The sequence below is a fragment of the Paraburkholderia lebeckiae genome (assembly GCF_050436225.1).
GTDB lineage: Bacteria > Pseudomonadota > Gammaproteobacteria > Burkholderiales > Burkholderiaceae > Paraburkholderia > Paraburkholderia tuberum.
Genome location: NZ_JBNDLU010000002.1, coordinates 2,882,806 through 2,904,925, shown reverse-complemented (window position 1 = coordinate 2,904,925; position 22,120 = coordinate 2,882,806). Strand labels below are relative to the sequence as shown.

Below are 22,120 nucleotides of genomic sequence, written 5' to 3'. Positions count from 1 at the left end.
GGGTGATACCTGGAACAGAGCATAGTCCCGCCGCCGGCGAGTGTCTTGAACGATCGTGCAAGCTTGCGTTAGCCGGCGCGCCGATCGCTCGTCATCGCGAGCCAACGTGCGGGAGGGATTCCGTATGCGTGGCGAAAATGTCGGGTCATGTGGCTCTGGTCGGCGAAGCCGGCTGCTGCCGCCGCGTCCACGAGGGAAACGCCGCGCAGCATCATCGCGCGCGCGGCTTCGAGCCGGCGCATGACCAGGTAGTGATAGGGGCTGGTGCCGTAAAAAGTTCGGAAATCGCGCGAGAGGCTCCAGCGGTCCTGCCCGCTGACGACGGCAAGTTCATCGAGCGTGACGGTGTGCGTGCACGATGCGTGCAGATATTCCCGTGCTCGCTGCGCTGCCGCGAAATCCGCGGACCTGCGCGTCTGCCGCGCGCCCGAGGCGTTATCCAGCGCAAGCGCGAGACCGGCGAGCGCGTCGTCACGTTCGAGCGGCTCCGCGTCGCCACGCATCTGGCGCAGCGCTGTCTTCGTGGCTTCGAAGAGGCGCGGATCGGTCGTGACGCCGCCTTCGACGAACGGCAGGGGGCGGCCGCCAAGGACTTCCTGGATCGCGGCGGGCTGCACGTAAATCATCTGATAACGAAATCCCTCGTTCGTGCCGGCCTGACCGTCGTGCACTTCGTCGGGATGCAGGACCATGGTCTGTCCGGGCAGGCTGGTGCGCAAACCGCGCCTGTAATGGAAGCATTGGACGCCGGCGAGGGTCAGGCCGATCGCATAGGTGTCGTGCCGATGCATCGAGTACGCGTTGCCGTGGAAAAAGGCTTCGATGCGTTCGATTCCGCGGGTGGATTCCGAACGGGAAATCCAGTCGGATTGGGCTTTCCGGGTATCGCCGTCCATCACACGCTCCGGCTTGGTTTGGCAGATCTGCGGGAACATCGATATCGGAGGATTGTAGCGGTGCGAATGTTCGCACGCCTGGCATGCACGATGGCGCGACTGACGCCGGCTTCGCGTATCCAGTCAGCCGCGATCGTCATTTGCTCTGCCGTGTCCATGTGTGCTCCCGTTGTTCACATTCCAAATTCTCCTCGCAGCCCGAAAATGAGGCAGAATCCAAACGTGCGACCCGCTGCGCGACGCAGTCCGCCGTGTTCGCTTAATCGTTCCGCTTTGGCGTTCCAGGGCTCCGCATCGCCATCCGCCACGCACAGCGTTTGTGTCCTAGCGTTGTCGTTTTCCTGATCGACGTTTGCGCATCCTGCCCTTATCACGTGCGAGATGCCTCTCAACCGCCCGCCCAGAGCCTAGCAATGACGACCCAGCAACCGACCATCATCTACACCCTCACCGACGAGGCCCCGCTGCTTGCGACGGCCGCGTTCCTGCCGATCATCCGGACCTTCACCAGGCCGGCCGGCATCGAGGTCGAGACCAGCGACATCTCGGTCGCGGGCCGCATCCTCGGTGAGTTCCCCGAGTTTCTGACCGAAGCGCAGCGGGTGCCCGACAACCTCGCGGAACTCGGTCGCCTCACCTCGTTACCCGACACCAACATCATCAAGCTGCCCAACATCAGCGCATCGGTGCCGCAACTGACGAGCGCGATCAGGGAACTGCAGGCGAAGGGCTACAGGGTGCCCGACTATCCGGAAGATCCGAAGACCGACGAACAGGAGGCGATCCGTCAGCGCTACTCGAAGTGTCTCGGCAGCGCGGTGAACCCGGTGCTGCGCGAGGGCAACTCGGACCGTCGCGCGCCGGCCGCGGTGAAGAACTACGCCCGCAAGCATCCGCACAGCATGGCCGAATGGAGCATGGCGTCGCGCACGCACGTCGCGCACATGCGGCACGGCGACTTCTATCACGGCGAAAAATCGATGACGCTCGATCGCGCGCGCGACGTGAAGATGGAACTGGTCACGAAGAACGGCAAGACGATCGTGCTGAAGCCGAAGGTCGCGCTGCAGGACGGCGAGATCATCGACAGCATGTTCATGAGCAGGAAGGCGCTCCTAGAGTTCTATGAAGACCAGATGGAAGATGCGCGCAAGACCGGCATGATGCTCTCGCTGCACGTGAAGGCGACGATGATGAAGATCTCGCACCCGATCGTCTTCGGCCACGCGGTGAAGGTGTTCTACAAGGACGCGTTCGCGAAGCACGGCAAGCTGTTCGACGAGCTCGGCGTGAACGTCAACAACGGCCTCGTCAATCTGTACGAGAAGCTCCAGACGCTGCCGGAATCGCAGCGCGAGGAGGTGATCCGCGACCTGCACGCGTGCCACGAACATCGTCCGGAACTGGCGATGGTCGATTCGGCGAAGGGCATCTCGAACCTGCATGCGCCGAACGACGTGATCGTCGACGCGTCGATGCCGGCGATGATCCGGCTTGGCGGCAAGATGTATGGCGCCGACGGTCGGCCAAAAGACACCAAGGCGGTGATTCCGGAGAGCACGTTCGCGCGCATCTACCAGGAGATCATCAACTTCTGCAAGACCAACGGCGCGTTCGATCCGGTCACGATGGGCACCGTGCCGAACGTCGGCCTGATGGCGCAGAAGGCGGAAGAATACGGCTCGCACGACAAGACCTTCGAAGTGCCGGAGGACGGCGAGGCGCGCATCGTCGATCTAGCCAGCGGCGAGGTGCTGCTCACGCAGAACGTCGAGCAGGGCGACATCTGGCGCATGTGCGAGGTGAAGGACGCGGCGATCCGCGACTGGGTCAAGCTCGCGGTCACGCGCGTGCGCAATTCGCGCACGCCCGCGGTGTTCTGGCTCGACCCGTATCGCCCGCACGAAGCGGAGCTGATCAAGAAAGTCGAGGCCTACCTGAAGGATTACGACACCACCGGCCTCGACATCCAGATCATGTCGCAGGTGCGCGCGATGCGTTACACGCTCGAGCGCGTCGTGCGCGGGCTCGATACGATCTCGGTCACCGGCAACATCCTGCGCGATTATCTGACCGACCTGTTCCCGATCATGGAGCTGGGCACGAGCGCGAAGATGCTGTCGATCGTCCCGTTGATGGCGGGCGGCGGCATGTACGAGACCGGCGCGGGTGGTTCGGCGCCGAAGCACGTGAAGCAGCTCGTCGAAGAGAACCATCTGCGTTGGGACTCGCTCGGCGAGTTCCTCGCGCTCGCGGCGTCGCTCGAAGAACTGGGCATCAAGACCGGCAACAACCGGGCGAAGATCCTCGCGAAGACGCTCGACACCGCGACCGGCAAGTTGCTCGACAACAACCGCAGTCCGAGCCCGAGGACGGGCGAGCTCGACAATCGCGGCAGCCAGTTTTATCTGGCGATGTACTGGGCGCAGGAGCTGGCCGCGCAAACGGACGACGCCGCGCTCGCCGCGCAGTTCGCGCCGCTCGCGACGCAGCTGACCGCCAACGAGCAGGTGATCGTGGCGGAGCTCGCGTCGGTGCAGGGCGCGCCGGCGGACATCGGCGGCTATTACAAGCCGGACTTCAACAAGCTCGAAGAGGTGATGCGGCCGAGCCGCACGCTGAACGAGGCGCTTGGGGCGGTATGCGTCGAATGACGTGATGCGTGAAGTGAGGTGATGTGAAGACGAGCCGCCGGCGGGCGGCTCGTAGCAGGGAAGGGCGGCCAATGCTACCGGCGAACGCGTTCAATACTGCACGACGATCGCGACCCGCCGGTTGGCCGCTCTTGCCGCCGTGTCATTGCCGGCGACCAGCGGAAAATTGTCCGCCCGTCCGATCGCGGCCAACCGATGCGGCTCGATCCCGCGCTCGACCAGATACCTGACCACTGCGCCCGCGCGAGCCGACGACAGCTCCCAGTTGGACGCATACTTCGCGGTCGAGATCGGCACACTGTCGGTATGCCCCTCGACGAGCACATTCCCCGTCGCATCCTTTTGCAGTCCCTGCGCGATCTGATTGAGTACATCGAACGAATCGGGCAGCAGCCGCGCGTCGCCGGCGTTGAACAGGATCTTCGCGTTGACGCCGATTTCGACGCCGTGCGGCAGATCGGTCACAGTGATCAGCCCTTTCTCGCGCAGCGCATCGAGCCATGCGCTCAACTGCTTGCGCGCCTCCTGTTGCGTGCCGCCTGATGGCGCGGGCGCGCTCTGCTGCGACGTTTTCGTTTCCAGCGTCTGATACCTGAGTTCGAGTTGCTTCGATTTCGCCAACTGCAACACATACAGCGCGAGGAACAGCACCATCATCGTCGTGACGAGGTCCGCGTACGAGATCAGCCAGCGGCCGCCCTCGGTGCCTTCGCCGCCCTGTTCGGCGCGATGATCGTCCGCGCCGCCTGGCGCGCCCTTGCCACCAGCCGTCGTTTGCATAGGTGATTGATCCGTTTCCAATGAGAACGCGCTCGATGGCAGGCTCAGGCCAGCGACTCCGCCGCGCGCCCGCGCACCTCGCCCGTCAGGCGCGTTGCGATCGTATGCGGCGACTCCTTGCGTGAAATCGCGAGCAGCCCGTCGAGATAGAGGCGGCGAAACCGCACCTCGCTGTCGACCTGCGCCTGCAGCTTGCCGTACAGCGGCAGAAACACCAGATTCGCGAACGCGAGACCGTACAGCGTCGCGACGAACGCCGTCGCGATCCCTGAGCCGAGTTGCGCCGGGTCGAGAATGTGATTGGTGACCTGGATCAGCCCGAGCACCGAGCCGAGGATGCCGAACGTCGGCGCGTAGCCGCCCGCCTGCTGCCACACGCGCGCCGCCGCCATGTGGTTGCGCGCGTACGCATCGAGTTCGCGCTGCAGCGCATCTTCGAGCACGGCGGTCGACACGCCGTTCGCGAGCAGTTCGAGCCCGCGTCTGGCGAACGGATGAATGCCGCTGACGTCCATCGATTCGAACGCCAGCAGACCGTTGAGCTTCGCCTGGTCGCCCCATTCGAGGAGGTCGGAGAGGCTGTTCTGGTCGACCCGTCGCGCGCGCGTGAACGCGAGACCGAGCAGCTTCAGCGCATCGAAAAAGCGCGCCCACGTGTTCTGGATCATCACAGCGCCGAACGTGCCGCCGAGCACGATGACGAACGCCTCGTACTGGAACAGCGTCGGAAAATGCCCGCCTTCGAGCGCGAAGCCAAAAACGATTGCCGCTCCACCGAACAGCACACCAAACAACGTCAACAGATCCATGCTTTTCCTCGCTCGGCGCCGCGCTCACGCTGCGCGCGTGAGCGACAGCGCGCCGTCAAACCGGTTAGCGCGCGGCGTCCTGCAGCGCCGCGCGAGGCGCCGACGGTGCCTTCAGTGTCTTCACCGCGTCGAGCAACCGTTGCTCGATGCCGCCGACTTCGATCGCATCGATCTTGATATCGCGCCGCATCACCCACGACACTTCGTTGCGACGCACTTCGGTCATCACCGCCAGCAGGCGCTCGGCCACTGGCTGCCCGTCGACGCTGGCGAGCAGCTTCGCGAGATCGTACGTATCGAAGCCGCTGACGGCTTCGAACAGCGTGCGCTGGTCGACGAAGGCGAGATCGTCGAGCGAATTCAGCGCGCCGCTCTGGTGCGTATTGCGTCGCGAGAAATAGGCGACGCCTTGCTGCTCGACATAGGTCAGTACCTTCGACTTGCGGAACGCGAACACTTCGTCGGCGATTTCGCCGTGCGACAACTTGTTCAGAATCAGCGTCTTGTCGACACCGATCAACGCTTCCAGATCGGTCAGCTCAATCAGCTCGAGTTCGCTGTTCACCGCGATATCGAGGTCGCCGTCCGCGACCTGCTGCGCGCGATCGACGATGCGCGCGGCGTCGAACGTGACGACCTGGCGCGCGGCCGCGCCGTCATACGCCGAGTATTCGGTCGACGCGTTAGTCAGCTGTCCGGGCTGCGCGGCCTCGATCGTAACGAGGTTGAGCTTCTCCATCCGCTTGAGCATCGCCATCACGTGCGGACGCGAATGGCCGGCAATCGCGCGACACTTCTTGATCACTTCGACGAGCGGCACCGAGATCTCCTCGGCATGCGATTGCAGCGGCCGGCGTCCCCAGCTGTCGTTCCCATCGCGCCGTTCGCCGTTCGACATCAGCGTCAGCACGTGCGCGTACGACAGTACGCCCGGCAGAAAGTCGGCGTGGGTGTAGGTCGCAAGCAGATCGTCCTTGCGCTTTACGCGACGAATCAGCGTGCGCGTGATATGACGCAGTAACGGCGACACGCGCTCGATCTCGTCGTCGAGCATGCCGGCCGGCACGACGGTCAGTTGACAGAAGGTCAGCGCCTTCGCCGTGTTGCTGCGTGGCTCGGCAGCGAGCAACGCGGCCTCGCCGAAGAATTCGCCACGGCCCAGCGTCGCGACGACGACCTTCTTGTCGTCGCAGCGAGTGGAAAGTTCGACCTTGCCTTCCGTGATCAGAAAGACCACAGGCTCACCCGAGTAGCCCTCGGAATAGATGATCTCGCCGGGCGCTGCTGTGCGCGTCCAGGACTGTTGACGATTCAAAGTAATTCCCCTGCAGCGCTGATTTGTAGTGGCGGCCGTGCGACCCATGCGATGCGATGCATCGCATTGCGTCGACAGTCATTCCTCGTACGCCCGTTTACGACATTGGGCAGGGGACTCTTTAACCGGCGGGAGAGGGCCGCACCGGCAGGAAATGCGCTGCAAGCTGCGGCTGGTGACGGAAAACGGCGATAAAGCGCCACGTGAATCGTTTGCGCGTGGCGTAATGGCGCAGGTTGGTCGCGACCCGGCGGTCGCAAAAATTTTTGGTTCTTCGAGGATGCCGAACCAAATTCGGCTTCGTCGTGGGCGTGTTGTGAGTTCGTTGAAAGCAGTTTGTGAGCGGTTGATTTAATGAGCGAGTCGCAGCGAATGCTATGCTCTCGTTCGACCAAAAATATTGCGCCTGTTGCGCGACATCCCTACATGACGAATCTGATCAAGCGCGCTTCGGCCGAGGCGCGCGCTTTCCGTGACCGCGACGCCCAAGCCATCGGCGGTAAACAGAAAATGGCCCACAAAAAGGCGCCCAAGTCCACGCGCAACGCGAGCGGCACCGTCGAGCACGACGCACACGACGCGCCGCAAATCGAAGCGCCGCGCAAGCCGCGCTTCGCACCGGTGACGTTCTCCGAAGAGGGCGGCGTGCGCTACCTGCATTTCGGCACGGAATGGGTGCAAGGCGCGATGCGTCTGCGCAAGCCCGATCACATCGAACTCGAATACGCGCAGCAGATGATGGCCTGGCTGCTATTCCTCGAAACGCCGAAGCGCATCGTGCAGCTCGGGCTCGGCGCCGCGTCGCTGACCAAGTTCGCGCACCGCTTCCTGAAGAGCGCGAAGGTCGAGGCCGTCGAACTGAATCCGGCGGTCGTCGTGGCCGCGCGCACGATGTTCGAACTGCCGCCCGACGACGCGCGTCTGAGCGTGCATGAAACCGACGCGTGGGACTTCGTCAACGAGAGCGCGAACCACGGCACCATCGGCGCGCTGCAGATCGACGTCTACGACGCGACCGCGCGCGGCCCAGTGCTCGACAGCGTCGGCTTTTACCGTGCGGCACGTGCGTGTCTGACCGACGCGGGCATCGTCACGGTGAATCTGTTCGGCGATCATCCGAGCTTCGTGCGCAACATGAAGCGTCTGAACGAAGCCTTCGACGGTCGCGTCGTCGCGCTGCCCGAAGTGCACGACGGCAACCGTATCGCGATCGCGTTCTCGGGCCCCGCCCTCGACGTGCCGTTCACCGCGATAGAGGCGCGCGCGAAGCTGATCGAAGCCGAGCTCGGCTTGCCGGCGCGCAAATGGATCAAGGGCCTGCGCGAATCGACGGGGCAGACGGGCGCATCGTTTGCGATCTGAGCGACGCCATCCCACTTCGCTGAGCGCTGAGCGCTGAGCTCTGATCAGCGCACAGAGAATGAAGCGGCCGTGCGGGCGTATCGGTCGGCACGGCCGCTTTGCTTCCGGTATTTTTGTCACGTCTGCGCTGCAACGTCATCCAGCCTGCATCGTTGGCGCTTCGTCGCGTTGCTGGACGCCGACGCGACTCGGGTCGTCCCTGCTTGACCGGGCGTTCGCCACTCCTATACTCTTTCGAAGCTTTCGGGGAGCCCGTGGCTGACCGCGGGACGACCACCCGCTGAGTCCCACCTCCCGTCGACCGCGGGCAGATAAATTCTAAATAGGAAACAGGAGACGTCATGGCTCACGATGCCGACGTGAAGAAAGCCAGCAAGCACTGGCTGTGGCTATTGCTGCTACCGTGGATCGCGATGATCTGGGTGCCGTCCTACAACCGGATCGAGCCGCAGCTGTTCGATTTCCCGTTCTTCTACTGGTATCAGCTGCTGTGGGTGCTGATCAGCGCGGTGATCACCGCGTTCGTCTATTCGAAGACCAAGTCCCGCTATACGGGTCGCACGAACGGGGGCGCGCAACGATGAACCCCATTGCAACCTTCGTCTTCGTTCTGTTTTTCATCGGCGTCACGATTCTCGGCTTCGTCGCGGCCCACTGGCGGCGCGGCGATCTCGCGCATATCGAAGAGTGGGGTCTCGGCGGCCGGCGCTTCGGCACGATCGTCACGTGGTTCCTGCTCGGCGGCGACCTGTACACCGCCTACACGTTCATCGCGGTGCCGGCGCTCGTGTTCGGTGCGGGCGCAACGGGCTTCTTCGCGCTGCCGTACACGATCCTGATCTATCCGTTCGCGTTCGTCGTGTTCCCGAAGCTGTGGAGCGTCGCGAAGCGGCACGGCTACGTGACCTCGGCGGACTTCGTGTCGGCCCGCTACGGCAGCCGCATGCTCGCGCTCGCCGTCGCGGTGACCGGCATCGTCGCGACGATGCCGTACATCGCGCTGCAACTGGTCGGTATCGAAGTGGTGATCGGCGCGCTCGGTTTCGACACGACCGGCTTCGTCGGCGATCTGCCGCTGATCATCGCATTCGCGATCCTCGCGGCCTACACGTACACGTCGGGCCTGCGCGCGCCGGCCATGATCGCGGTCGTCAAGGACATCCTGATCTACGTGACGATCTTCGCCGCGATCATCGTGATTCCGCCGCAGCTGGGCGGCTTCGGCCATATCTTCGGCGCGGTCCCGCCGGCCAAGCTGCTGCTGAAGTCGCCGGACGTGTCGAGCCTGAACGGCTATAGCGCGTACGCGACGCTCGCGGTGGGTTCGGCGCTCGCGCTGTTCCTGTATCCGCACTCGATCACCGCGGTGCTGTCGTCGAAGTCGGGCAACACGATCCGCCGCAACATGGCGTTGCTGCCGGCGTATTCGCTGGTGCTCGGCCTGCTCGCGCTACTCGGCTTCATGGCGCTCGCGGCCGGCGTGAAGGACATGCCGGAGTTCGCGCCGTACTTCAAGGCCTTCGGCCCGAACTTCGCAGTGCCGGCGCTGTTCCTGCACTTCTTCCCGTCGTGGTTCGTCGGCGTCGCGTTCGCGGCGATCGGTATCGGCGCGCTGGTGCCGGCGGCGATCATGTCGATCGCGGCGGCGAATCTGTATACGCGCAACGTGCACAAGGAGTTCGTCAACCGCAACATGACGCACGAGCAGGAGACCAACGTCGCGAAGCTGGTGTCGCTGATCGTCAAGGTCGGCGCGGTGGCGTTCATTCTCGGTCTGCCGCTCACGTACGCGATCCAGTTGCAACTGCTCGGCGGGATCTGGATCATTCAGACGCTGCCGGCGATCGTGCTGGGTCTCTACACGCGCGTGCTCGACTACCGGGGTCTGTTGCTCGGCTGGGCGGCAGGTATCGCGACCGGCACGTGGATGGCGATTTCGTTGAATCTCGCGAGCTCGATCTTCACGATCCATCTGTTCGGCATGGCGATTCCGGGCTATGCGGCCGTGTGGTCGCTGGTCGTGAACCTCGTGGTGTCGGTCGTCGTGAGCCTGATCGTGCGCGCGGTGGGCATGCAGCGCGCCGAGGACCGTACGCATCCGGAGGACTACCTGGACATCGTCGAAGGCTGATTCCAGCCGCAAATCACGTTCTGAAACACGCAACGCCCGCCGACGGAAGTTGGCGGGCGTTTGTGTTTGCGGGGCACTCCAGGGCAGGATAGCGGAACCGTCCTTTCACGCGTTCGCCGCGCGCCGCCATGGCTGCTGCCGATACTCCCACTTTGGTTTCCCGCCGCGCGGCGCTCAGCCGGATGGTGCGCGCGGTCACGTCGCCGTACTACCGCTACCGGCACGCCAAGGTGCTACATAGCCTGCGCGTCGGCCTCGCGATGCTGGTGTCGATTCTCGCGACGACCGGCATCGATATTCCGCACGGCATCTGGTCGTCGGTGACGCTGCTGGTCGTGATCGGCGGCTTGCAGCATCACGGCAATATCCGCAAGAAAGCGGCCGAACGCGCGGCCGGCACGCTGCTCGGCGCATCGATCGGGCTCCTGCTGATCGTGCAACAGCACTTCATCGGTTCGCTGCCGCTCACCTATGTGCTGGAGGCGATCATCGCGTCGATCTGCGCATGGTTCGCGATTGGCTCGTCCGGCTATATCGGGCTCCTGACCGCCATCACGATGTGCATCGTTGCGGGCCACGGCGACAATCTGATCGACGTCGGCCTGTGGCGCACGCTGAACGTGCTGATCGGTATCGTCATCGCGCTGGCGTCTTCGTTCGCGTTTCCTCTGCACGCGACGTATTCGTGGCGCTACGGCCTCGCCGCCAATCTGCGCGAATGCGCGGGCATCTACGCGCGGCTGCTCGACGGCGAAACGATCACCGAGGAGGAGCAGGTCAAGCGCTTCCTGCGGATCAACAAGCGGCTCGTGCAACTGCGCTCGCTGATGCCGTCGGTCGCGAAGGAAATCGACGTGCCGCAGACGAGGCTCGAGGAGATCCAGCGGCTGCATCGCTCGGTGCTCAGCTCGCTGGAACTGCTTGCCACGGGGCCGCTGATGAACGCCGATGCCGCCGCACGCACCACCTATGCAGCGCGTTGCGGCGCCGAGGTGCGCGCCGTGCGGGCGATCCTGTTGTCCACCGCGCGCGGGCTGCGTTTTGGCCGTCCGTCGCGCTTTGGCATTCCGGCCGCGGCGCCGCTCGCGAAGGGGCACGGCGACGTGGCCACCGCGTTGCCGCCCGACTGGCAAGGGCCGTACTGGCTCGGTCAGCGGCTCGCGGAGCAGGTAGACCGGTTGCGCGCGCTATTGCTGGAGACCGAGCCGAACTGGAACATCGAGCGGCACGAGCGGGCGACGCGTGGTAGGTAGGTGCTAGCGCTGGCGGCCCTGCCCCGAAAGCCTCAAACCTGCGGCGGCAGCGTGACCATCCACATCATGCCGAAGCGGTCCACCACCATTCCGAAGCCCTTGCTCCAGAACGTTTGCTGGAACGGCATCGCGACCTGGCCGCCATCGGCGAGCGCGTTGAAGCACTTTTCCGCCGACGCGTCGTCATCGACGGTCAGCGACAGACTGAAGCCATTGAACGGGCCGGCCGCCGGATCGCAGTTGCCGTCGGAAGCCATCCACGTGCTCGAGCCCAGCTGCACGCTCGCGTGCATGATCTTGTCGGCGAGTTCGGGGCGTGGCGGATTGTGCGCGTCCGGCGGCGCTTCCTTGAACAGCATCTTGAAGGTCACCTCGGCGCCGAGCTTGTCGGTGTAGTAATCGAGCGCTTCCTGGCAACGGCCGTTGAAGAACACATAGGGCTGAACGTACATGATCGTCTCCATGGTCAGGCGTTGGGCGGGCGCCGTCGTTCCTCGCCAGCGGCGGCGGGGAGAGGCGTGAAGTCGATTGTAGTCGGTGGCGGCGCGTCGATTGTGACGCTACGTCGCCGGTGGCGACCCAGCGTGAACGAGAAGCGGCGCTGAACCGTGAGGTCCAGCGCCGCCTGTCATGGATGGCATTCGCGCGGAGCGGCGCAGCGAGCGTGAGCGTCACTCAGCCAGCCACGCCCGCCGCCTCCGGCGCCTCAGCGCAGCGTGTCGATCAGCTTTTCCAGCTTCACCGCGTCCGCGGCGAACGTGCGGATGCCTTCGGAGAGCTTCTCGGTCGCCATCGCTTCGTCGTTGAGGAGGAAGCGGAACGACTTCTCGTCGACCGGCACGCGCTCGATGTCCGCGTCGTGCGATGTCTCCGCCGACAGCTTGCGCTCGACCTTGTCGGTGCTCTCGTGCAGTTTCTGCAGCAGGTCGGGGCTGATCGTCAGCAGATCGCAGCCGGCCAGTTCCAGAATCTGCGAGGTCGTGCGAAAGCTCGCGCCCATCACCTCGGTCTTGTAGCCGAACTTCTTGTAGTACGCGTAGATGCGGCGCACCGACTTGACGCCCGGATCGTTGGCGCCGCCGTCTTTCGCTTCGTCCCACGCGCTGCCGGCGTTCTTCTTGTACCAGTCGTAGATGCGGCCGACAAACGGCGAGATCAGCTGCGCGCCAGCTTCCGCGGCGGCGGCGGCCTGCACGAGCGAGAACAGCAGCGTCATGTTGCAGTGGATGCCTTCCTTCTGCAGCACCTCGGCCGCGCGCACGCCTTCCCACGTCGACGCGAGCTTGATCAGCACGCGGTCGCGCTCGATGCCGTGTTCCTTGTACAGCGCGATCAGCTCGCGGCCTTTCGCGATCGAGCCTTCGACGTCGAACGACAGGCGCGCGTCGACTTCGGTCGACACCCGCCCCGGGATGATCTTCAGGATTTCGGTGCCGAAGGCGATCAGCAACTGGTCGATGATCGCGCCGGCCGGCTTCGACGCATGCGCCTTCACGGTCTTTTCGAGCAGCGGCCGGTAGTCGTCTTTCTGCACGGCCTTCAGAATCAGCGACGGATTGGTGGTCGCATCGCGCGGCTTGTACTGCGCGAGCTGCTGGAAGTCGCCGGTGTCGGCCACCACGGTGGTGTATTGCTTGAGTTGGTCGAGTGCGGTTGTCATGTTCGGGCCTTCAGGGCGCGTGTGCGCCATGGTTCAGGAGAAGTGAGGACGCCGCCGCGCCGGCAGGAGGAATCAGCCGGCGCCGGCGGCCGCGGGTCAAGCCGCAGCGCGTCCCACGATGGCTTGGGAAACGCTGCCGGATACATCTATTCTATGGCGGATCGCCGAGGACGGTATGAACACCGGGTATGGACAGCCGGGCGTGGCGATCCGTTCACACGCGCCGCGCGTTCAGCACGACTTGCGTCACCACGCCGGCGACGAGCCCCCAGAACGCAGAGCCGATCGACAGCAGCGTGAGTCCCGAGGCGGTCACCATGAACGTGACGAGCGCCGCCTCGCGCTGTCTCGTATCCTGCATCGCATTGGCGAGCCCGCTCATGATCGAGCCGAACAGCGCGAGCGCCGCGACGGAGACGACCAGTTCCTTCGGGAACGCCGCGAACAGCGCGGCGATCGTCGCGCCGAACACGCCCGCGAGCAGATAGAAAATGCCGCCCCATACGGCCGCTGTGTAGCGCCTGGCGGGGTTTTCGTGCGCTTCAGGGCCGGTGCAGATCGCCGCCGTGATCGCCGCAAGATTGATGCCGTGCGAGCCAAACGGCGCGAGCAGCAGCGATGCGACGCCGGTCGTCGCGATCAGCGGCGCGGACGGGGTCGTATAGCCGTCGGCGCGCAGCACCGCGATGCCCGGCACGTTCTGCGAGGCCATCGCGACCACGAACAGCGGAATGCCGATGCTCACGCAAGCCGCCGCCGAAAACGACGGCAGCGTCAGCACCGGATGCGCGAGCGCGACGTGAAAGTGGCTGAAGTCGAGCAGCCCGAGGCCGCCGGCGGCTGCGGTGCCTGCCACGAGCGTGGTCGGAATCGCATAGCGCGGCACGAACCGCTTGACGATCAGGTAGGTGAAGAACATCGTCAGCACGAGCGCGGTCTGGTACTGCGCGGCGCGGAAAATCTCGATGCCGATCTCGAACAGGATGCCCGCGAGCAGCGCTGCCGCGAGGCCGGACGGAATCCGCTTCATCAGCGCATCGAACCAGCCGGTGACGCCGACCAGCGTCAGCAGCGCCGCGCAGAAGATGAATGCGCCGATCGCCTGCGCATACTCGACATGCGGCAGCGACGACACCAGCAGCGCCGCGCCCGGCGTCGACCACGCGATCACGATCGGCGCGCGAAAGCGCAGCGACAGGCCGATCGTGCAGAGGCCCATGCCGATCGACAGCGCCCAGATCCACGACGAAATCTGCGCGTCGCTCAGATGCGCGGCCTGGCCCGCCTGGAACATCAGCACGAGCGAGCTCGTGTAGCCGGTCATCGCCGCGACGAAGCCCGCGACGATCGTCGACAGCGACGTATCGGCGAGCGGATTGAAGCGCCTCTGCGGCGTGGCGGCGGACAGCTGGGGCGACGGGGACGAACTCATGCGAAGGCTTTCTTGTTTTGGAAGTTAGAGCGACGGGACGTGGATTCTGGAACGGCGGGCGTTACTTGCTCAGCACCCGCATGGCCGTCTCGAGGCCCGCGAGCGTCAGCGGATACATGCGGTGGCCCAGCACTTCGCGGATCGCGCTGACCGACTGCCGGTACGGCCACAGCGCTTCCGGCTCCGGGTTCAGCCACGCGAAGTGCGGGAAGTGGTCGGCGAGACGGCGCAACCACACCGCGCCGGCCTCGGCGTTGTTGTACTCGACCGAGCCGCCGGGCTGCAACACTTCGTACGGGCTCATGGTCGCGTCGCCGACGAAGATCAGCTTGTAGTCGGGCGTGAACTTGTGCAGCACGTCCCACGTCGGTGTGCGCTCGGCATGGCGGCGGCGGTTGTGCTTCCACAGGAAGTCGTACACGCAGTTGTGGAAATAGTAGAACTCGAGGTGCTTGAACTCGGCCTTCGCGGCGGAGAACAGCTCCTCTGTGCGCTTCACGTGATCGTCCATCGAGCCGCCGACGTCGAGCAGCATCAGCACCTTCACGTTGTTGTGCCGCTCGGGCACCATCTTGAGATCGAGCCAGCCGGCGTTCGCGGCGGTGCTGCGGATCGTGTCGGGCAGGTCGAGTTCTTCCGCGGCGCCTTCGCGGGCGAAACGGCGCAACCGTCGCAGCGCGACCTTGATGTTGCGCGTGCCGATTTCGACCTGGTCGTCGTAGTCGCGATACGCGCGCGCTTCCCATACCTTGACGGCCGTGCGATTGCCGGCCGCGTCGCCGCCGATGCGCACGCCTTCGGGGTTATAGCCGCCGTGACCGAACGGCGACGTGCCGCCCGTCCCGATCCACTTGTTGCCGCCCTCGTGGCGCTCTTTCTGCTCGTCGAACAGTTCCTTCAGGCGCTCCATCAGCTTGTCGATGCCGCCCATCGCCTCGATCTGCGCCTTTTCCTCGGGCGACAGATCGCGTTGCAGCTTCTTCTTCAGCCAGTCGGGCGGAATCTCGAACGCGAGCTCCGAGGTCGCCGCGACACCGTTGAAAAAGGCGCCGAACGCCTGGTCGAACTTGTCGAAGTACTGCTCGTCCTTCACGAGCGTGATGCGCGAGAGGTAGTAGAACTCGTCGAGCGACGGCGCGATCACGTTGGCCTTCAGCGCTTCGAGCAGCGTCAGGTATTCTTTCACCGAGACTGGCAGTCTGGCGGCGCGCAGCGAGTAGAAAAAGTCGATCAGCATGCTGGATGTCCTGCGGCGCGGCGCCCGCTCAACGGTTGTTGCGGTTCATGAACAGCAGCCGCTCGAACAGGCTCACGTCCTGTTCGTTCTTCAGCAGCGCGCCGTGCAGCGGCGGCACGATCTGCTTCTGATCGGCCGAGCGCAGTGCTTCGGGGGGAATGTCTTCGGCGAGGAGCAGCTTGAGCCAGTCGAGCAGTTCGGAGGTGGACGGCTTCTTCTTCAGTCCCGCGACGTTGCGCAGCTCGAAAAAGCTCTGCAGCGCCGCGGCGAGCAGATCCTTCTTGATGCCGGGGTAGTGCACGTCGACGATCTGCTGCATCGTCGTCGCATCCGGAAACCGGATGTAGTGGAAGAAGCAGCGGCGCAGGAACGCGTCGGGCAACTCCTTCTCGTTGTTCGACGTGATGATCACGAGCGGGCGATGCTTCGCGCGCACCAGCTCGCGCGTCTCGTACACGTAGAACTCCATGCGGTCGAGTTCGCGCAGCAGGTCGTTCGGGAATTCGATGTCGGCTTTGTCGATCTCGTCGATCAGCAGCACGCTCTGCTCGTCCGATTCGAACGCCTGCCACAGCACGCCCTTGACGATGTAGTTGCGGATGTCCTTCACGCGCTCGTCGCCGAGCTGCGAATCGCGCAGACGCGACACCGCGTCGTATTCGTACAGCCCCTGCTGTGCCTTGGTGGTCGACTTGATGTGCCATTGCAAGAGCGGCATGCCGAGCGCGGCGGCGACTTCCTCGGCAAGCATGGTCTTGCCAGTGCCGGGTTCGCCCTTGATCAGCAGCGGACGTTTGAGCGTCATCGCGGCGTTGACCGCGAGCTTGAGGTCGTCGGTGGCGACGTACTGCGATGAGCCTTCGAAACGCATGGCGAGATGCTCTTGTGCGGGAAAAAACCCAGTATAAGTCAGAAGGCCTGTTGGCCTGAAACCGTCTCACGTATGGTGTCAGCCGCGCAGCGACGCGGCCGCGGTGCCGCTGTGGCGTCGTTGCGAAGCCGCCGCGGTCATGGCGTGGACCCGTCCCGGCGGGCGTTGCGCGGCCCCCGTGTCCGGTGGACGTTCGGCGCGGCGTCGCGGTACAATTAGCCCGATTTTTTTGGCCTGCGTGGCTACCCTACAAGAAGAACGGCGCGGACCGCTGCCTTTGTGGGCACCCGTTTCCCCTCAAGCCAGGTTACATCTATGAATAAATTCGTCGGCAAACACGTCGTGATCGCAGCGCTGTCGGTGCTCGCGGGGTATGCGGCCAATGCGCAGGCAGCGGATGTCGTAGGCAACGCCAAGGCGGGCCGGGACAAGGTCGCGATGTGTATCGGCTGCCACGGCATCCCTGAATACCGCACGGCTTATCCAGAGGTTTTCCGCGTGCCAATGCTCGGTGGCCAGAATCAGGCGTACCTCGAAAACGCGCTGCGCGCCTACAAGAAGGGCGACCGCCATTTCGCCACGATGCACGCGATCGCGGTGACGCTGTCGGATCAGGACATTGCCGATGTCGCCGCGTACTACGCAGCGCAAACTGCCGCTTCGAAAAACAATCCCGACAAGTGATCGGCGTCGGTCACCAGCACATCCAATTCGCGGGATAGGAGATTTCATGATCAAGCCCCAACAGGCACTCCACACGGTATTCAAGGCGGTCGGCGCGGCGACGGTAATCGGTCTGGCCGCGGCGAACGCAGCACACGCGGCCGACGCCGGCAACGGTAAGGTGCTCGCCGACAGCCACAACTGCGCGGCCTGTCACGGTCCCAACCTGAACAAGCCGGTGAGCCCGGAGTATCCGAAGCTGGCCGGTCAGCACGCCGACTATGTGTTCTGGGCGCTGCGTCAGTACCAGATGGGTACTGGCAATCCACACCTCGGCCGCAACAACGCGATCATGCAGGCACAGGTGCAGAGCCTGTCGCTAGGCGACATGAAGGACATCGCCGCCTACGTCGAATCGCTGAAAGGCGACCTCGTGCAGAAAAAGTAAGCGTCGGGCGCCGGTTTCGCGCCGAAGCTTCAAAAGCAAAACACCCCGCCTTGGCGGGGTGTTTTGCTTTGAGGGCGTCGTACCTCGGCGTGCTGGCGTGGTGCCACGCCAGAGTTTCCAGTCGCCTCAGTCGCGCGTCGCGCGCCGTTCGATGCGCTGCAGGTACGCGTCCGTGTCCGGCGGCGTGCCGGTGCGCTGCGCTTCCCAGATGGTTTCGCCGAGGCAGTCCATGATCGCGTGCTGCGCCTCGTGCGTCGAACCGAGGCGCGCGGCGAGCCGCTCATGCGCGGCTCGAATGCCGGGCGGCTGATCGATCGACAACTGCTCGGAGATCGCCAGGTGCATCGACAGGTGCAGGAACGGATTGGTCTGTCCGCGCTCCGGCGAATAGTCCTGCGCCTGGGCGGCGGGACCATCGGCGAGATCGGCGTGATATTCGGGATGCTCGACGATCCAGTCGGCGGCGATCGCCTCGAGCGGCGTCAAAATCTCGCCCTGGCGCTGTTTGCGCCAGGTGTCGGTGAAAAAGAGGCGAACTTCGTCGCGGCTGGGATTGAACATCGTGGAACCGGTGCGTGGGAGTGAGGGCGCGGAGCGCGACGGTGCATGTCCGCAGTGCGCGCTGCGCGTAAGGCGTTATTTTACGCGGCGGCCCCGTGGGCTGCAGGCGCGCTGCACGGCCTCGGGTTTCGAGCTGGGCCGGCCTTATAGATCGGGTGGCGGAGTCTTCGGCCGGAACTCGCAAAGCGGCTCGATCGCACAATGCCAGCATTCGGGGCGGCGCGCCTTGCACACGTAGCGTCCATGCAGGATCAGCCAGTGGTGCGCATCCTGCCTGAATTCGGCGGGCGTGAATTTTTCGAGTGCCGCTTCGACCGCGCGAACGTCCTTGCCGGGCGCGAGGCCGGTGCGGTTGGCAACGCGGAAAATGTGCGTGTCGACCGCGATGGTCGGATGGCCGAATGCAGTGTTCAGGATCACGTTGGCCGTTTTGCGGCCGACCCCGGGCAGCCCTTCGAGTGCCTCGCGATCCTCGGGCACCTCGCCGCCGTACTGGTCGAGCAGCATGCGGCAGGTCGCGATCACGTTCTTCGCCTTCGTGCGATACAGACCGATCGTCTTGATATAGCTCGCGACACCTTCCTCGCCGAGGTCGAACACCTTCTGCGGCGTGTTCGCGACCGGAAACAACCTGCGCATCGCCTTGTTGACCGACACGTCGGTCGCCTGCGCCGACAACAGCACCGCGATCAGCAGTTCGAACGGCGTCGTGTACTCGAGTTCGGTGGTCGGATGCGGATTGAGGCTCTGAAGCGTTTCGTAGATCGCGCGGCGTTTGTTCGCGTTCATGCGGAGCGGGTCCGTGTGAGTGGGCCGGGTTGCGTCGGCGTGGTCAGCGCGCGGTAGGCGGCGAGTTGGACGGCGGATTGGATTCGGTTGACTCATTTGACTCGTCGGACTGCTGCTCCGAGCCGGGCGTGTCGCCACCGCTGGCAACACCGAGACGGCGGCGGCGCGCTTCGGCGGCGTCGATCTGTGCCTGCACGTCGGCGCTGACGTTCTCGGTGTTCAGCGGTCCCTGGCCTTTCGCGGCCAAGTCTTCCTTCTTCTTGCGCGCGCGTTCGAGCGCGGCCCGGATGATCGCGCGTTTCTTCGCTTCCGCGTCGTCCGCAATCGGGGCGGCGGGGGCCTCGGACTGCACTGCCGCGCCGCTTGCCGCAACCGCGTGCGGCGCAGCCGCCGGCGCGCTTGCGGCTCGCCGCGCCGCAGCACGCGCTTCGGCGGCGTCGCGCTCGCGCGCGAGACGGGTCTCGTGGCGGTTATGACGCGCCCGCGCGGCGTCCGCGTGGCTCTGGCTCCATGCATCCCAGCCGGTGGCCTCGCCGGTCACGGGGCGCATCGTGATGCAGTCGACCGGGCAGGGCGGCACGCACAGGTCGCAGCCGGTGCATAGCTCGGCGACCACGGTGTGCATCTGTTTCGGTGCGCCAACTATCGCGTCGACCGGACACGCCTGCATGCACAGCGTGCAGCCGATGCACACCTGTTCGTCGATAACCGCCAACGGACGCGGACGTTCGACGCCATTGGCCGAATTGAGCGGAATCACCGGTTTGCCGAGCAGCGCGGCGAGGCGCGCGATGCCCTCGGCGCCGCCGGGCGGGCACTGGTTATAGTTCGCCTCGCCATTGGCGACGGCTTCGGCATACGGACGGCATGCGGGATAACCGCACTTCGTGCATTGCGTTTGGGGCAGCAGATCTTCGATGCGATCCGCGAGTGTTTTGACGTCTGTCACGGTTGCGGCGCGGGAGCTTGCCGTGCGATCGCACGACCTGAACTAAATAGCACATTATCGCCGATTTCCCGGATTGCCATTCGCAATCCATGTGCCATAATCGAAGCGCTTCATTCGAAAGACCGCAGAAAAGGGTGTGTTTCCCAACCACGACGCGCCCGCTAAACGCCGCCACAAAAAGGCTCGAGGAGAGGCCGGCGGCGCGATCCGGAGAACGCGGCTCACGAAGACGATGCCACCATGAATCAGCCGAAAATCAAAAGAGATCCTGAAGGCACGAGGCGCCGCATCTTGCTCGCGGCGGCGGAAGAGTTTGCAAATGGAGGGCTGTTCGGCGCGCGGGTCGATCAGATCGCTCGCCGCGCGGAAACCAATGAACGAATGCTCTATTACTACTTCGGTAGCAAGGAGCAGCTATTCACCGCGGTACTCGAGCACGCGTTCAGCGCGCTCAACGAAGCGGAACGCACCCTCGAACTCAACGGAATCGCGCCCGTCGAGGCGGTGACGCGTCTCGCGCATTTCGTGTGGGACTACTACCGCGATCATCCCGAGTTGTTGAGGCTCATCAACAACGAGAATCTGCATGAAGCACGCTATATGCAGAAGTCCACGCGCATACGCGAAATGATTTCGCCGATCGTCGCCACGCTCGGCGGCATTCTCGAACGTGGGCAGCGCGCGGGGCTGTTTCGCACGAACATCGACCCGCTGCGCTTTTACGTGACGCTCTCGGGCATGGGCTACTACATCGTATCGAACCGTTTCACGCTCGAGGCGACGCTCGGCCGCGATTTCAGCAGCGCCGCCGAACGCAGCGAGGTGATTCAGATGAATACAGAGCTGCTGCTCGCGTATTTGTTGAGAAAGTAACGGGCAGTGCGGCGGTGATCACGGGCCGCGGCAAAAAATCAGTATCACGAACAAAGCGCGATAAAAAAGCCAACGGCCTCGAACGGGACCGTTGGCTTTTTATATGCTAATGCAAGTTTAATGCTCAGGCTTCGACTTTTTCTTTCGCCGTCTTTGCTGCCTTGTTGTGCTCGAGAATGAAGTCGCGCAATTGCGGGTAAATGATCGTGCGCCAGCGGCGGCCCGAGAAAATGCCGTAGTGGCCGCATTTCTCCGCAGTGAAGTGACGCTTGCTCTTCGCCGGAATGCCGCTGCACAAGTCGTGCGCCGCGTAAGTCTGGCCGTCGCCGGAAATGTCGTCGAGTTCACCTTCGATCGTAAACAGCGCGGTCGTCGTGATGTCCTGCGGCCGCACCGGTTCGCCGTTGACGACCCACGTGCCCTCGGCAAGACGGAATTCCTGGAACACGACGCGGATCGTGTCGAGGTAATAGTCGGCATCCATGTCGAGCACCGCGTTGTACTCGTCGTAGAAGCGGCGGTGCGCTTCGGCGTCGTCCTCGTCGCCGCGCAGCAGGCTCTGGTAGAAATCCCAGTGCGACGCCGCGTGACGCTCCGGATTCATCGCGACGAAACCGGTGTGCTGCAGGAAGCCGGGATAGACCTTGCGGCCCGCGCCCGGATAGTTCGGCGGCACCGTGAAGATCACGTTGTTCTCGAACCACTCGTACGAGTGCTGCGTGGCCAGCGAATTGACCGAGGTCGGGCTCTTTCGTGCGTCGATCGGGCCGCCCATCATCGTCATCGTGCGCGGCGTGTCCTCGCCGCGGCTCGCCATCAGCGAAATGGCGGCGAGCACCGGCACGGTCGGCTGGCACACCGAGATCACGTGCAGATTCTTCGCGCCGATATGGCGAATGAATTCCTGGATATACGCGATGTAGTCGTTCAGACCGAACCAGCCGGCTTCTAGCGGCACCATGCGCGCGTCGAGCCAGTCGGTGATGTAGACCTTGTGGTCTTGCAGCAACGTGCGCACGGTATCGCGTAGCAGTGTGGCGTGGTGTCCTGACAACGGTGCGCAGACGAGCACGACCGGTTCGTCTTTCAATTGGCTGACAGCTTCGCTGTCGTCCGCGAAGCGCTTGAAGCGCATCAGACGGCAGAACGGCTTTTCGATGAATGTCTGCTCGACGATCGGAATGTTATGGCCGTCTTTGACAATCTGGTGAATATTGAACTCGGGCTTTTCGTAGTCCTTGCCGAGCCGGTAAAGCAGTTCGTAGCCGGCGGAAAGGCGCGTGGCGCCCGGCACATAGGCTAGCGGACTGGCCGGATTCGCAAATGATTTCGATGCAGCCTGAGCCCAGGCAGTGAGGGGGCTCAACATCGCCCGCTGGAATTCATGAAATTGATAGAGCATGTTCGCTCCGTTTTAAGCGGTTCGCATGGGGCTTC

At 64.1% G+C, this 22,120-nt stretch carries 21 protein-coding genes; 8 read left to right on the top strand and 13 right to left on the bottom strand.

Annotated features, from left to right (window positions below; all coding sequences use genetic code 11):
* Positions 1–68: 68 nt before the first annotated feature.
* Positions 69–896, bottom strand: coding sequence for an AraC family transcriptional regulator (locus OKW45_RS28005; protein ID WP_429472352.1), 828 nt, complete (start codon positions 894–896; stop codon positions 69–71).
* Positions 897–1,309: 413 nt separating this feature from the next.
* Between OKW45_RS28005 and OKW45_RS28000 the strand changes: the two genes are divergently transcribed.
* Complete coding sequence (locus tag OKW45_RS28000; protein ID WP_429472350.1) at positions 1,310–3,550, top strand: NADP-dependent isocitrate dehydrogenase; 2,241 nt, start codon at positions 1,310–1,312, stop codon at positions 3,548–3,550.
* Positions 3,551–3,640: 90 nt separating this feature from the next.
* Here the strand turns inward: OKW45_RS28000 and OKW45_RS27995 are convergent, their stop codons facing one another.
* The 3 genes from OKW45_RS27995 to OKW45_RS27985 all read right to left on the bottom strand — a co-directional run bounded on the left by OKW45_RS27995 (position 3,641) and on the right by OKW45_RS27985 (position 6,454).
* Complete coding sequence (locus OKW45_RS27995) at positions 3,641–4,330, bottom strand: OmpA family protein (protein WP_018419876.1); 690 nt, start codon at positions 4,328–4,330, stop codon at positions 3,641–3,643.
* Between the two features lie 44 nt (positions 4,331–4,374).
* Positions 4,375–5,139, bottom strand: a complete 765-nt coding sequence (locus tag OKW45_RS27990) for a flagellar motor protein (RefSeq protein WP_429472348.1) — start codon at positions 5,137–5,139, stop codon at positions 4,375–4,377.
* Between the two features lie 64 nt (positions 5,140–5,203).
* Positions 5,204–6,454, bottom strand: coding sequence for a Crp/Fnr family transcriptional regulator (locus tag OKW45_RS27985; RefSeq protein ID WP_429472347.1), 1,251 nt, complete (start codon positions 6,452–6,454; stop codon positions 5,204–5,206).
* 426 nt (positions 6,455–6,880) lie between these two features.
* Between OKW45_RS27985 and OKW45_RS27980 the strand changes: the two genes are divergently transcribed.
* The 4 genes from OKW45_RS27980 (at position 6,881) to OKW45_RS27965 (ending at position 11,200) form a co-directional block, all read left to right on the top strand.
* The gene (locus OKW45_RS27980; protein ID WP_429472345.1) at positions 6,881–7,816 is read left to right on the top strand and encodes a class I SAM-dependent methyltransferase; all 936 of its coding nucleotides are present in this window, start codon (positions 6,881–6,883) and stop codon (positions 7,814–7,816) included.
* A 341-nt stretch (positions 7,817–8,157) separates the two neighbouring features.
* A complete protein-coding gene (locus OKW45_RS27975; protein WP_018419880.1) occupies positions 8,158–8,400 on the top strand; it encodes a DUF3311 domain-containing protein in 243 nt (80 codons plus the stop codon).
* Positions 8,397–9,947, top strand: a complete 1,551-nt coding sequence (gene mctP / locus OKW45_RS27970) for a monocarboxylate uptake permease MctP (protein ID WP_090803629.1) — start codon at positions 8,397–8,399, stop codon at positions 9,945–9,947. The genes OKW45_RS27975 and mctP overlap by 4 nt, the downstream gene beginning before the upstream one ends.
* A gap of 128 nt (positions 9,948–10,075) precedes the next feature.
* Positions 10,076–11,200: an FUSC family protein gene (locus tag OKW45_RS27965; RefSeq protein WP_429472342.1), complete on the top strand. Its 1,125-nt coding sequence runs from the start codon at positions 10,076–10,078 to the stop codon at positions 11,198–11,200.
* Positions 11,201–11,232: 32 nt separating this feature from the next.
* On the opposite strand, the gene OKW45_RS27960 is transcribed toward OKW45_RS27965, so the two are convergent.
* The 5 genes from OKW45_RS27960 to OKW45_RS27940 form a co-directional block, all read right to left on the bottom strand.
* Positions 11,233–11,652: a VOC family protein gene (locus OKW45_RS27960; RefSeq protein WP_429472340.1), complete on the bottom strand. Its 420-nt coding sequence runs from the start codon at positions 11,650–11,652 to the stop codon at positions 11,233–11,235.
* Positions 11,653–11,906: 254 nt separating this feature from the next.
* Positions 11,907–12,860, bottom strand: a complete 954-nt coding sequence (gene tal, locus OKW45_RS27955; RefSeq protein WP_026225682.1) for a transaldolase — start codon at positions 12,858–12,860, stop codon at positions 11,907–11,909.
* A gap of 214 nt (positions 12,861–13,074) precedes the next feature.
* On the bottom strand, positions 13,075–14,292 hold the full coding sequence (locus OKW45_RS27950) for a benzoate/H(+) symporter BenE family transporter (RefSeq protein ID WP_429472338.1): 1,218 nt from the start codon (positions 14,290–14,292) through the stop codon (positions 13,075–13,077).
* A gap of 61 nt (positions 14,293–14,353) precedes the next feature.
* Positions 14,354–15,529, bottom strand: coding sequence for a vWA domain-containing protein (locus OKW45_RS27945; protein ID WP_018419886.1), 1,176 nt, complete (start codon positions 15,527–15,529; stop codon positions 14,354–14,356).
* 28 nt (positions 15,530–15,557) lie between these two features.
* Positions 15,558–16,400 (bottom strand): AAA family ATPase, encoded by an 843-nt coding sequence (locus tag OKW45_RS27940; protein WP_018419887.1) that lies wholly within the window; start codon positions 16,398–16,400, stop codon positions 15,558–15,560.
* A gap of 315 nt (positions 16,401–16,715) precedes the next feature.
* Here OKW45_RS27940 and OKW45_RS27935 point away from each other — a divergent pair, with 315 nt between their 5' ends.
* The gene (locus OKW45_RS27935; protein ID WP_018419888.1) at positions 16,716–17,084 is read left to right on the top strand and encodes a c-type cytochrome; all 369 of its coding nucleotides are present in this window, start codon (positions 16,716–16,718) and stop codon (positions 17,082–17,084) included.
* Positions 17,085–17,130: 46 nt separating this feature from the next.
* Positions 17,131–17,511, top strand: a complete 381-nt coding sequence (locus OKW45_RS27930) for a c-type cytochrome (protein ID WP_018419889.1) — start codon at positions 17,131–17,133, stop codon at positions 17,509–17,511.
* A gap of 126 nt (positions 17,512–17,637) precedes the next feature.
* On the opposite strand, the gene OKW45_RS27925 is transcribed toward OKW45_RS27930, so the two are convergent.
* From OKW45_RS27925 to rsxB, 3 genes are all read right to left on the bottom strand, one after another.
* On the bottom strand, positions 17,638–18,072 hold the full coding sequence (locus OKW45_RS27925) for a DUF1841 family protein (protein WP_018419890.1): 435 nt from the start codon (positions 18,070–18,072) through the stop codon (positions 17,638–17,640).
* A gap of 144 nt (positions 18,073–18,216) precedes the next feature.
* The gene (nth, locus tag OKW45_RS27920) at positions 18,217–18,861 is read right to left on the bottom strand and encodes an endonuclease III (protein WP_018419891.1); all 645 of its coding nucleotides are present in this window, start codon (positions 18,859–18,861) and stop codon (positions 18,217–18,219) included.
* Between the two features lie 43 nt (positions 18,862–18,904).
* Positions 18,905–19,810, bottom strand: a complete 906-nt coding sequence (gene rsxB, locus OKW45_RS27915; RefSeq protein ID WP_429472336.1) for an electron transport complex subunit RsxB — start codon at positions 19,808–19,810, stop codon at positions 18,905–18,907.
* A gap of 240 nt (positions 19,811–20,050) precedes the next feature.
* Here rsxB and OKW45_RS27910 point away from each other — a divergent pair, with 240 nt between their 5' ends.
* Positions 20,051–20,683, top strand: coding sequence for a TetR/AcrR family transcriptional regulator (locus OKW45_RS27910; protein WP_013088849.1), 633 nt, complete (start codon positions 20,051–20,053; stop codon positions 20,681–20,683).
* A 124-nt stretch (positions 20,684–20,807) separates the two neighbouring features.
* Here OKW45_RS27910 and OKW45_RS27905 read toward each other — a convergent pair whose 3' ends face one another.
* On the bottom strand, positions 20,808–22,085 hold the full coding sequence (locus tag OKW45_RS27905; protein ID WP_018419893.1) for a polyhydroxyalkanoate depolymerase: 1,278 nt from the start codon (positions 22,083–22,085) through the stop codon (positions 20,808–20,810).
* Between the last annotated feature and the right edge of the window lie 35 nt (positions 22,086–22,120).

Bases quoted from the DNA above. Each gene is read 5' to 3' on its own strand.
- OKW45_RS28005 (WP_429472352.1), bottom strand. From the start codon at position 896: ATGGACGGCGATACCCGGAAAGCCCAATCCGACTGGATTTCCCGTTCG.
- OKW45_RS28000 (WP_429472350.1), top strand. From the start codon at position 1,310: ATGACGACCCAGCAACCGACCATCATCTACACCCTCACCGACGAGGCC.
- OKW45_RS27995 (WP_018419876.1), bottom strand. From the start codon at position 4,330: ATGCAAACGACGGCTGGTGGCAAGGGCGCGCCAGGCGGCGCGGACGAT.
- OKW45_RS27990 (WP_429472348.1), bottom strand. From the start codon at position 5,139: ATGGATCTGTTGACGTTGTTTGGTGTGCTGTTCGGTGGAGCGGCAATC.
- OKW45_RS27980 (WP_429472345.1), top strand. From the start codon at position 6,881: ATGACGAATCTGATCAAGCGCGCTTCGGCCGAGGCGCGCGCTTTCCGT.
- OKW45_RS27975 (WP_018419880.1), top strand. From the start codon at position 8,158: ATGGCTCACGATGCCGACGTGAAGAAAGCCAGCAAGCACTGGCTGTGG.
- mctP (WP_090803629.1), top strand. From the start codon at position 8,397: ATGAACCCCATTGCAACCTTCGTCTTCGTTCTGTTTTTCATCGGCGTC.
- OKW45_RS27965 (WP_429472342.1), top strand. From the start codon at position 10,076: ATGGCTGCTGCCGATACTCCCACTTTGGTTTCCCGCCGCGCGGCGCTC.
- OKW45_RS27960 (WP_429472340.1), bottom strand. From the start codon at position 11,652: ATGTACGTTCAGCCCTATGTGTTCTTCAACGGCCGTTGCCAGGAAGCG.
- tal (WP_026225682.1), bottom strand. From the start codon at position 12,860: ATGACAACCGCACTCGACCAACTCAAGCAATACACCACCGTGGTGGCC.
- OKW45_RS27950 (WP_429472338.1), bottom strand. From the start codon at position 14,292: ATGAGTTCGTCCCCGTCGCCCCAGCTGTCCGCCGCCACGCCGCAGAGG.
- OKW45_RS27945 (WP_018419886.1), bottom strand. From the start codon at position 15,529: ATGCTGATCGACTTTTTCTACTCGCTGCGCGCCGCCAGACTGCCAGTC.
- OKW45_RS27940 (WP_018419887.1), bottom strand. From the start codon at position 16,400: ATGCGTTTCGAAGGCTCATCGCAGTACGTCGCCACCGACGACCTCAAG.
- OKW45_RS27935 (WP_018419888.1), top strand. From the start codon at position 16,716: ATGAATAAATTCGTCGGCAAACACGTCGTGATCGCAGCGCTGTCGGTG.
- OKW45_RS27930 (WP_018419889.1), top strand. From the start codon at position 17,131: ATGATCAAGCCCCAACAGGCACTCCACACGGTATTCAAGGCGGTCGGC.
- OKW45_RS27925 (WP_018419890.1), bottom strand. From the start codon at position 18,072: ATGTTCAATCCCAGCCGCGACGAAGTTCGCCTCTTTTTCACCGACACC.
- nth (WP_018419891.1), bottom strand. From the start codon at position 18,861: ATGAACGCGAACAAACGCCGCGCGATCTACGAAACGCTTCAGAGCCTC.
- OKW45_RS27910 (WP_013088849.1), top strand. From the start codon at position 20,051: ATGAATCAGCCGAAAATCAAAAGAGATCCTGAAGGCACGAGGCGCCGC.
- OKW45_RS27905 (WP_018419893.1), bottom strand. From the start codon at position 22,085: ATGCTCTATCAATTTCATGAATTCCAGCGGGCGATGTTGAGCCCCCTC.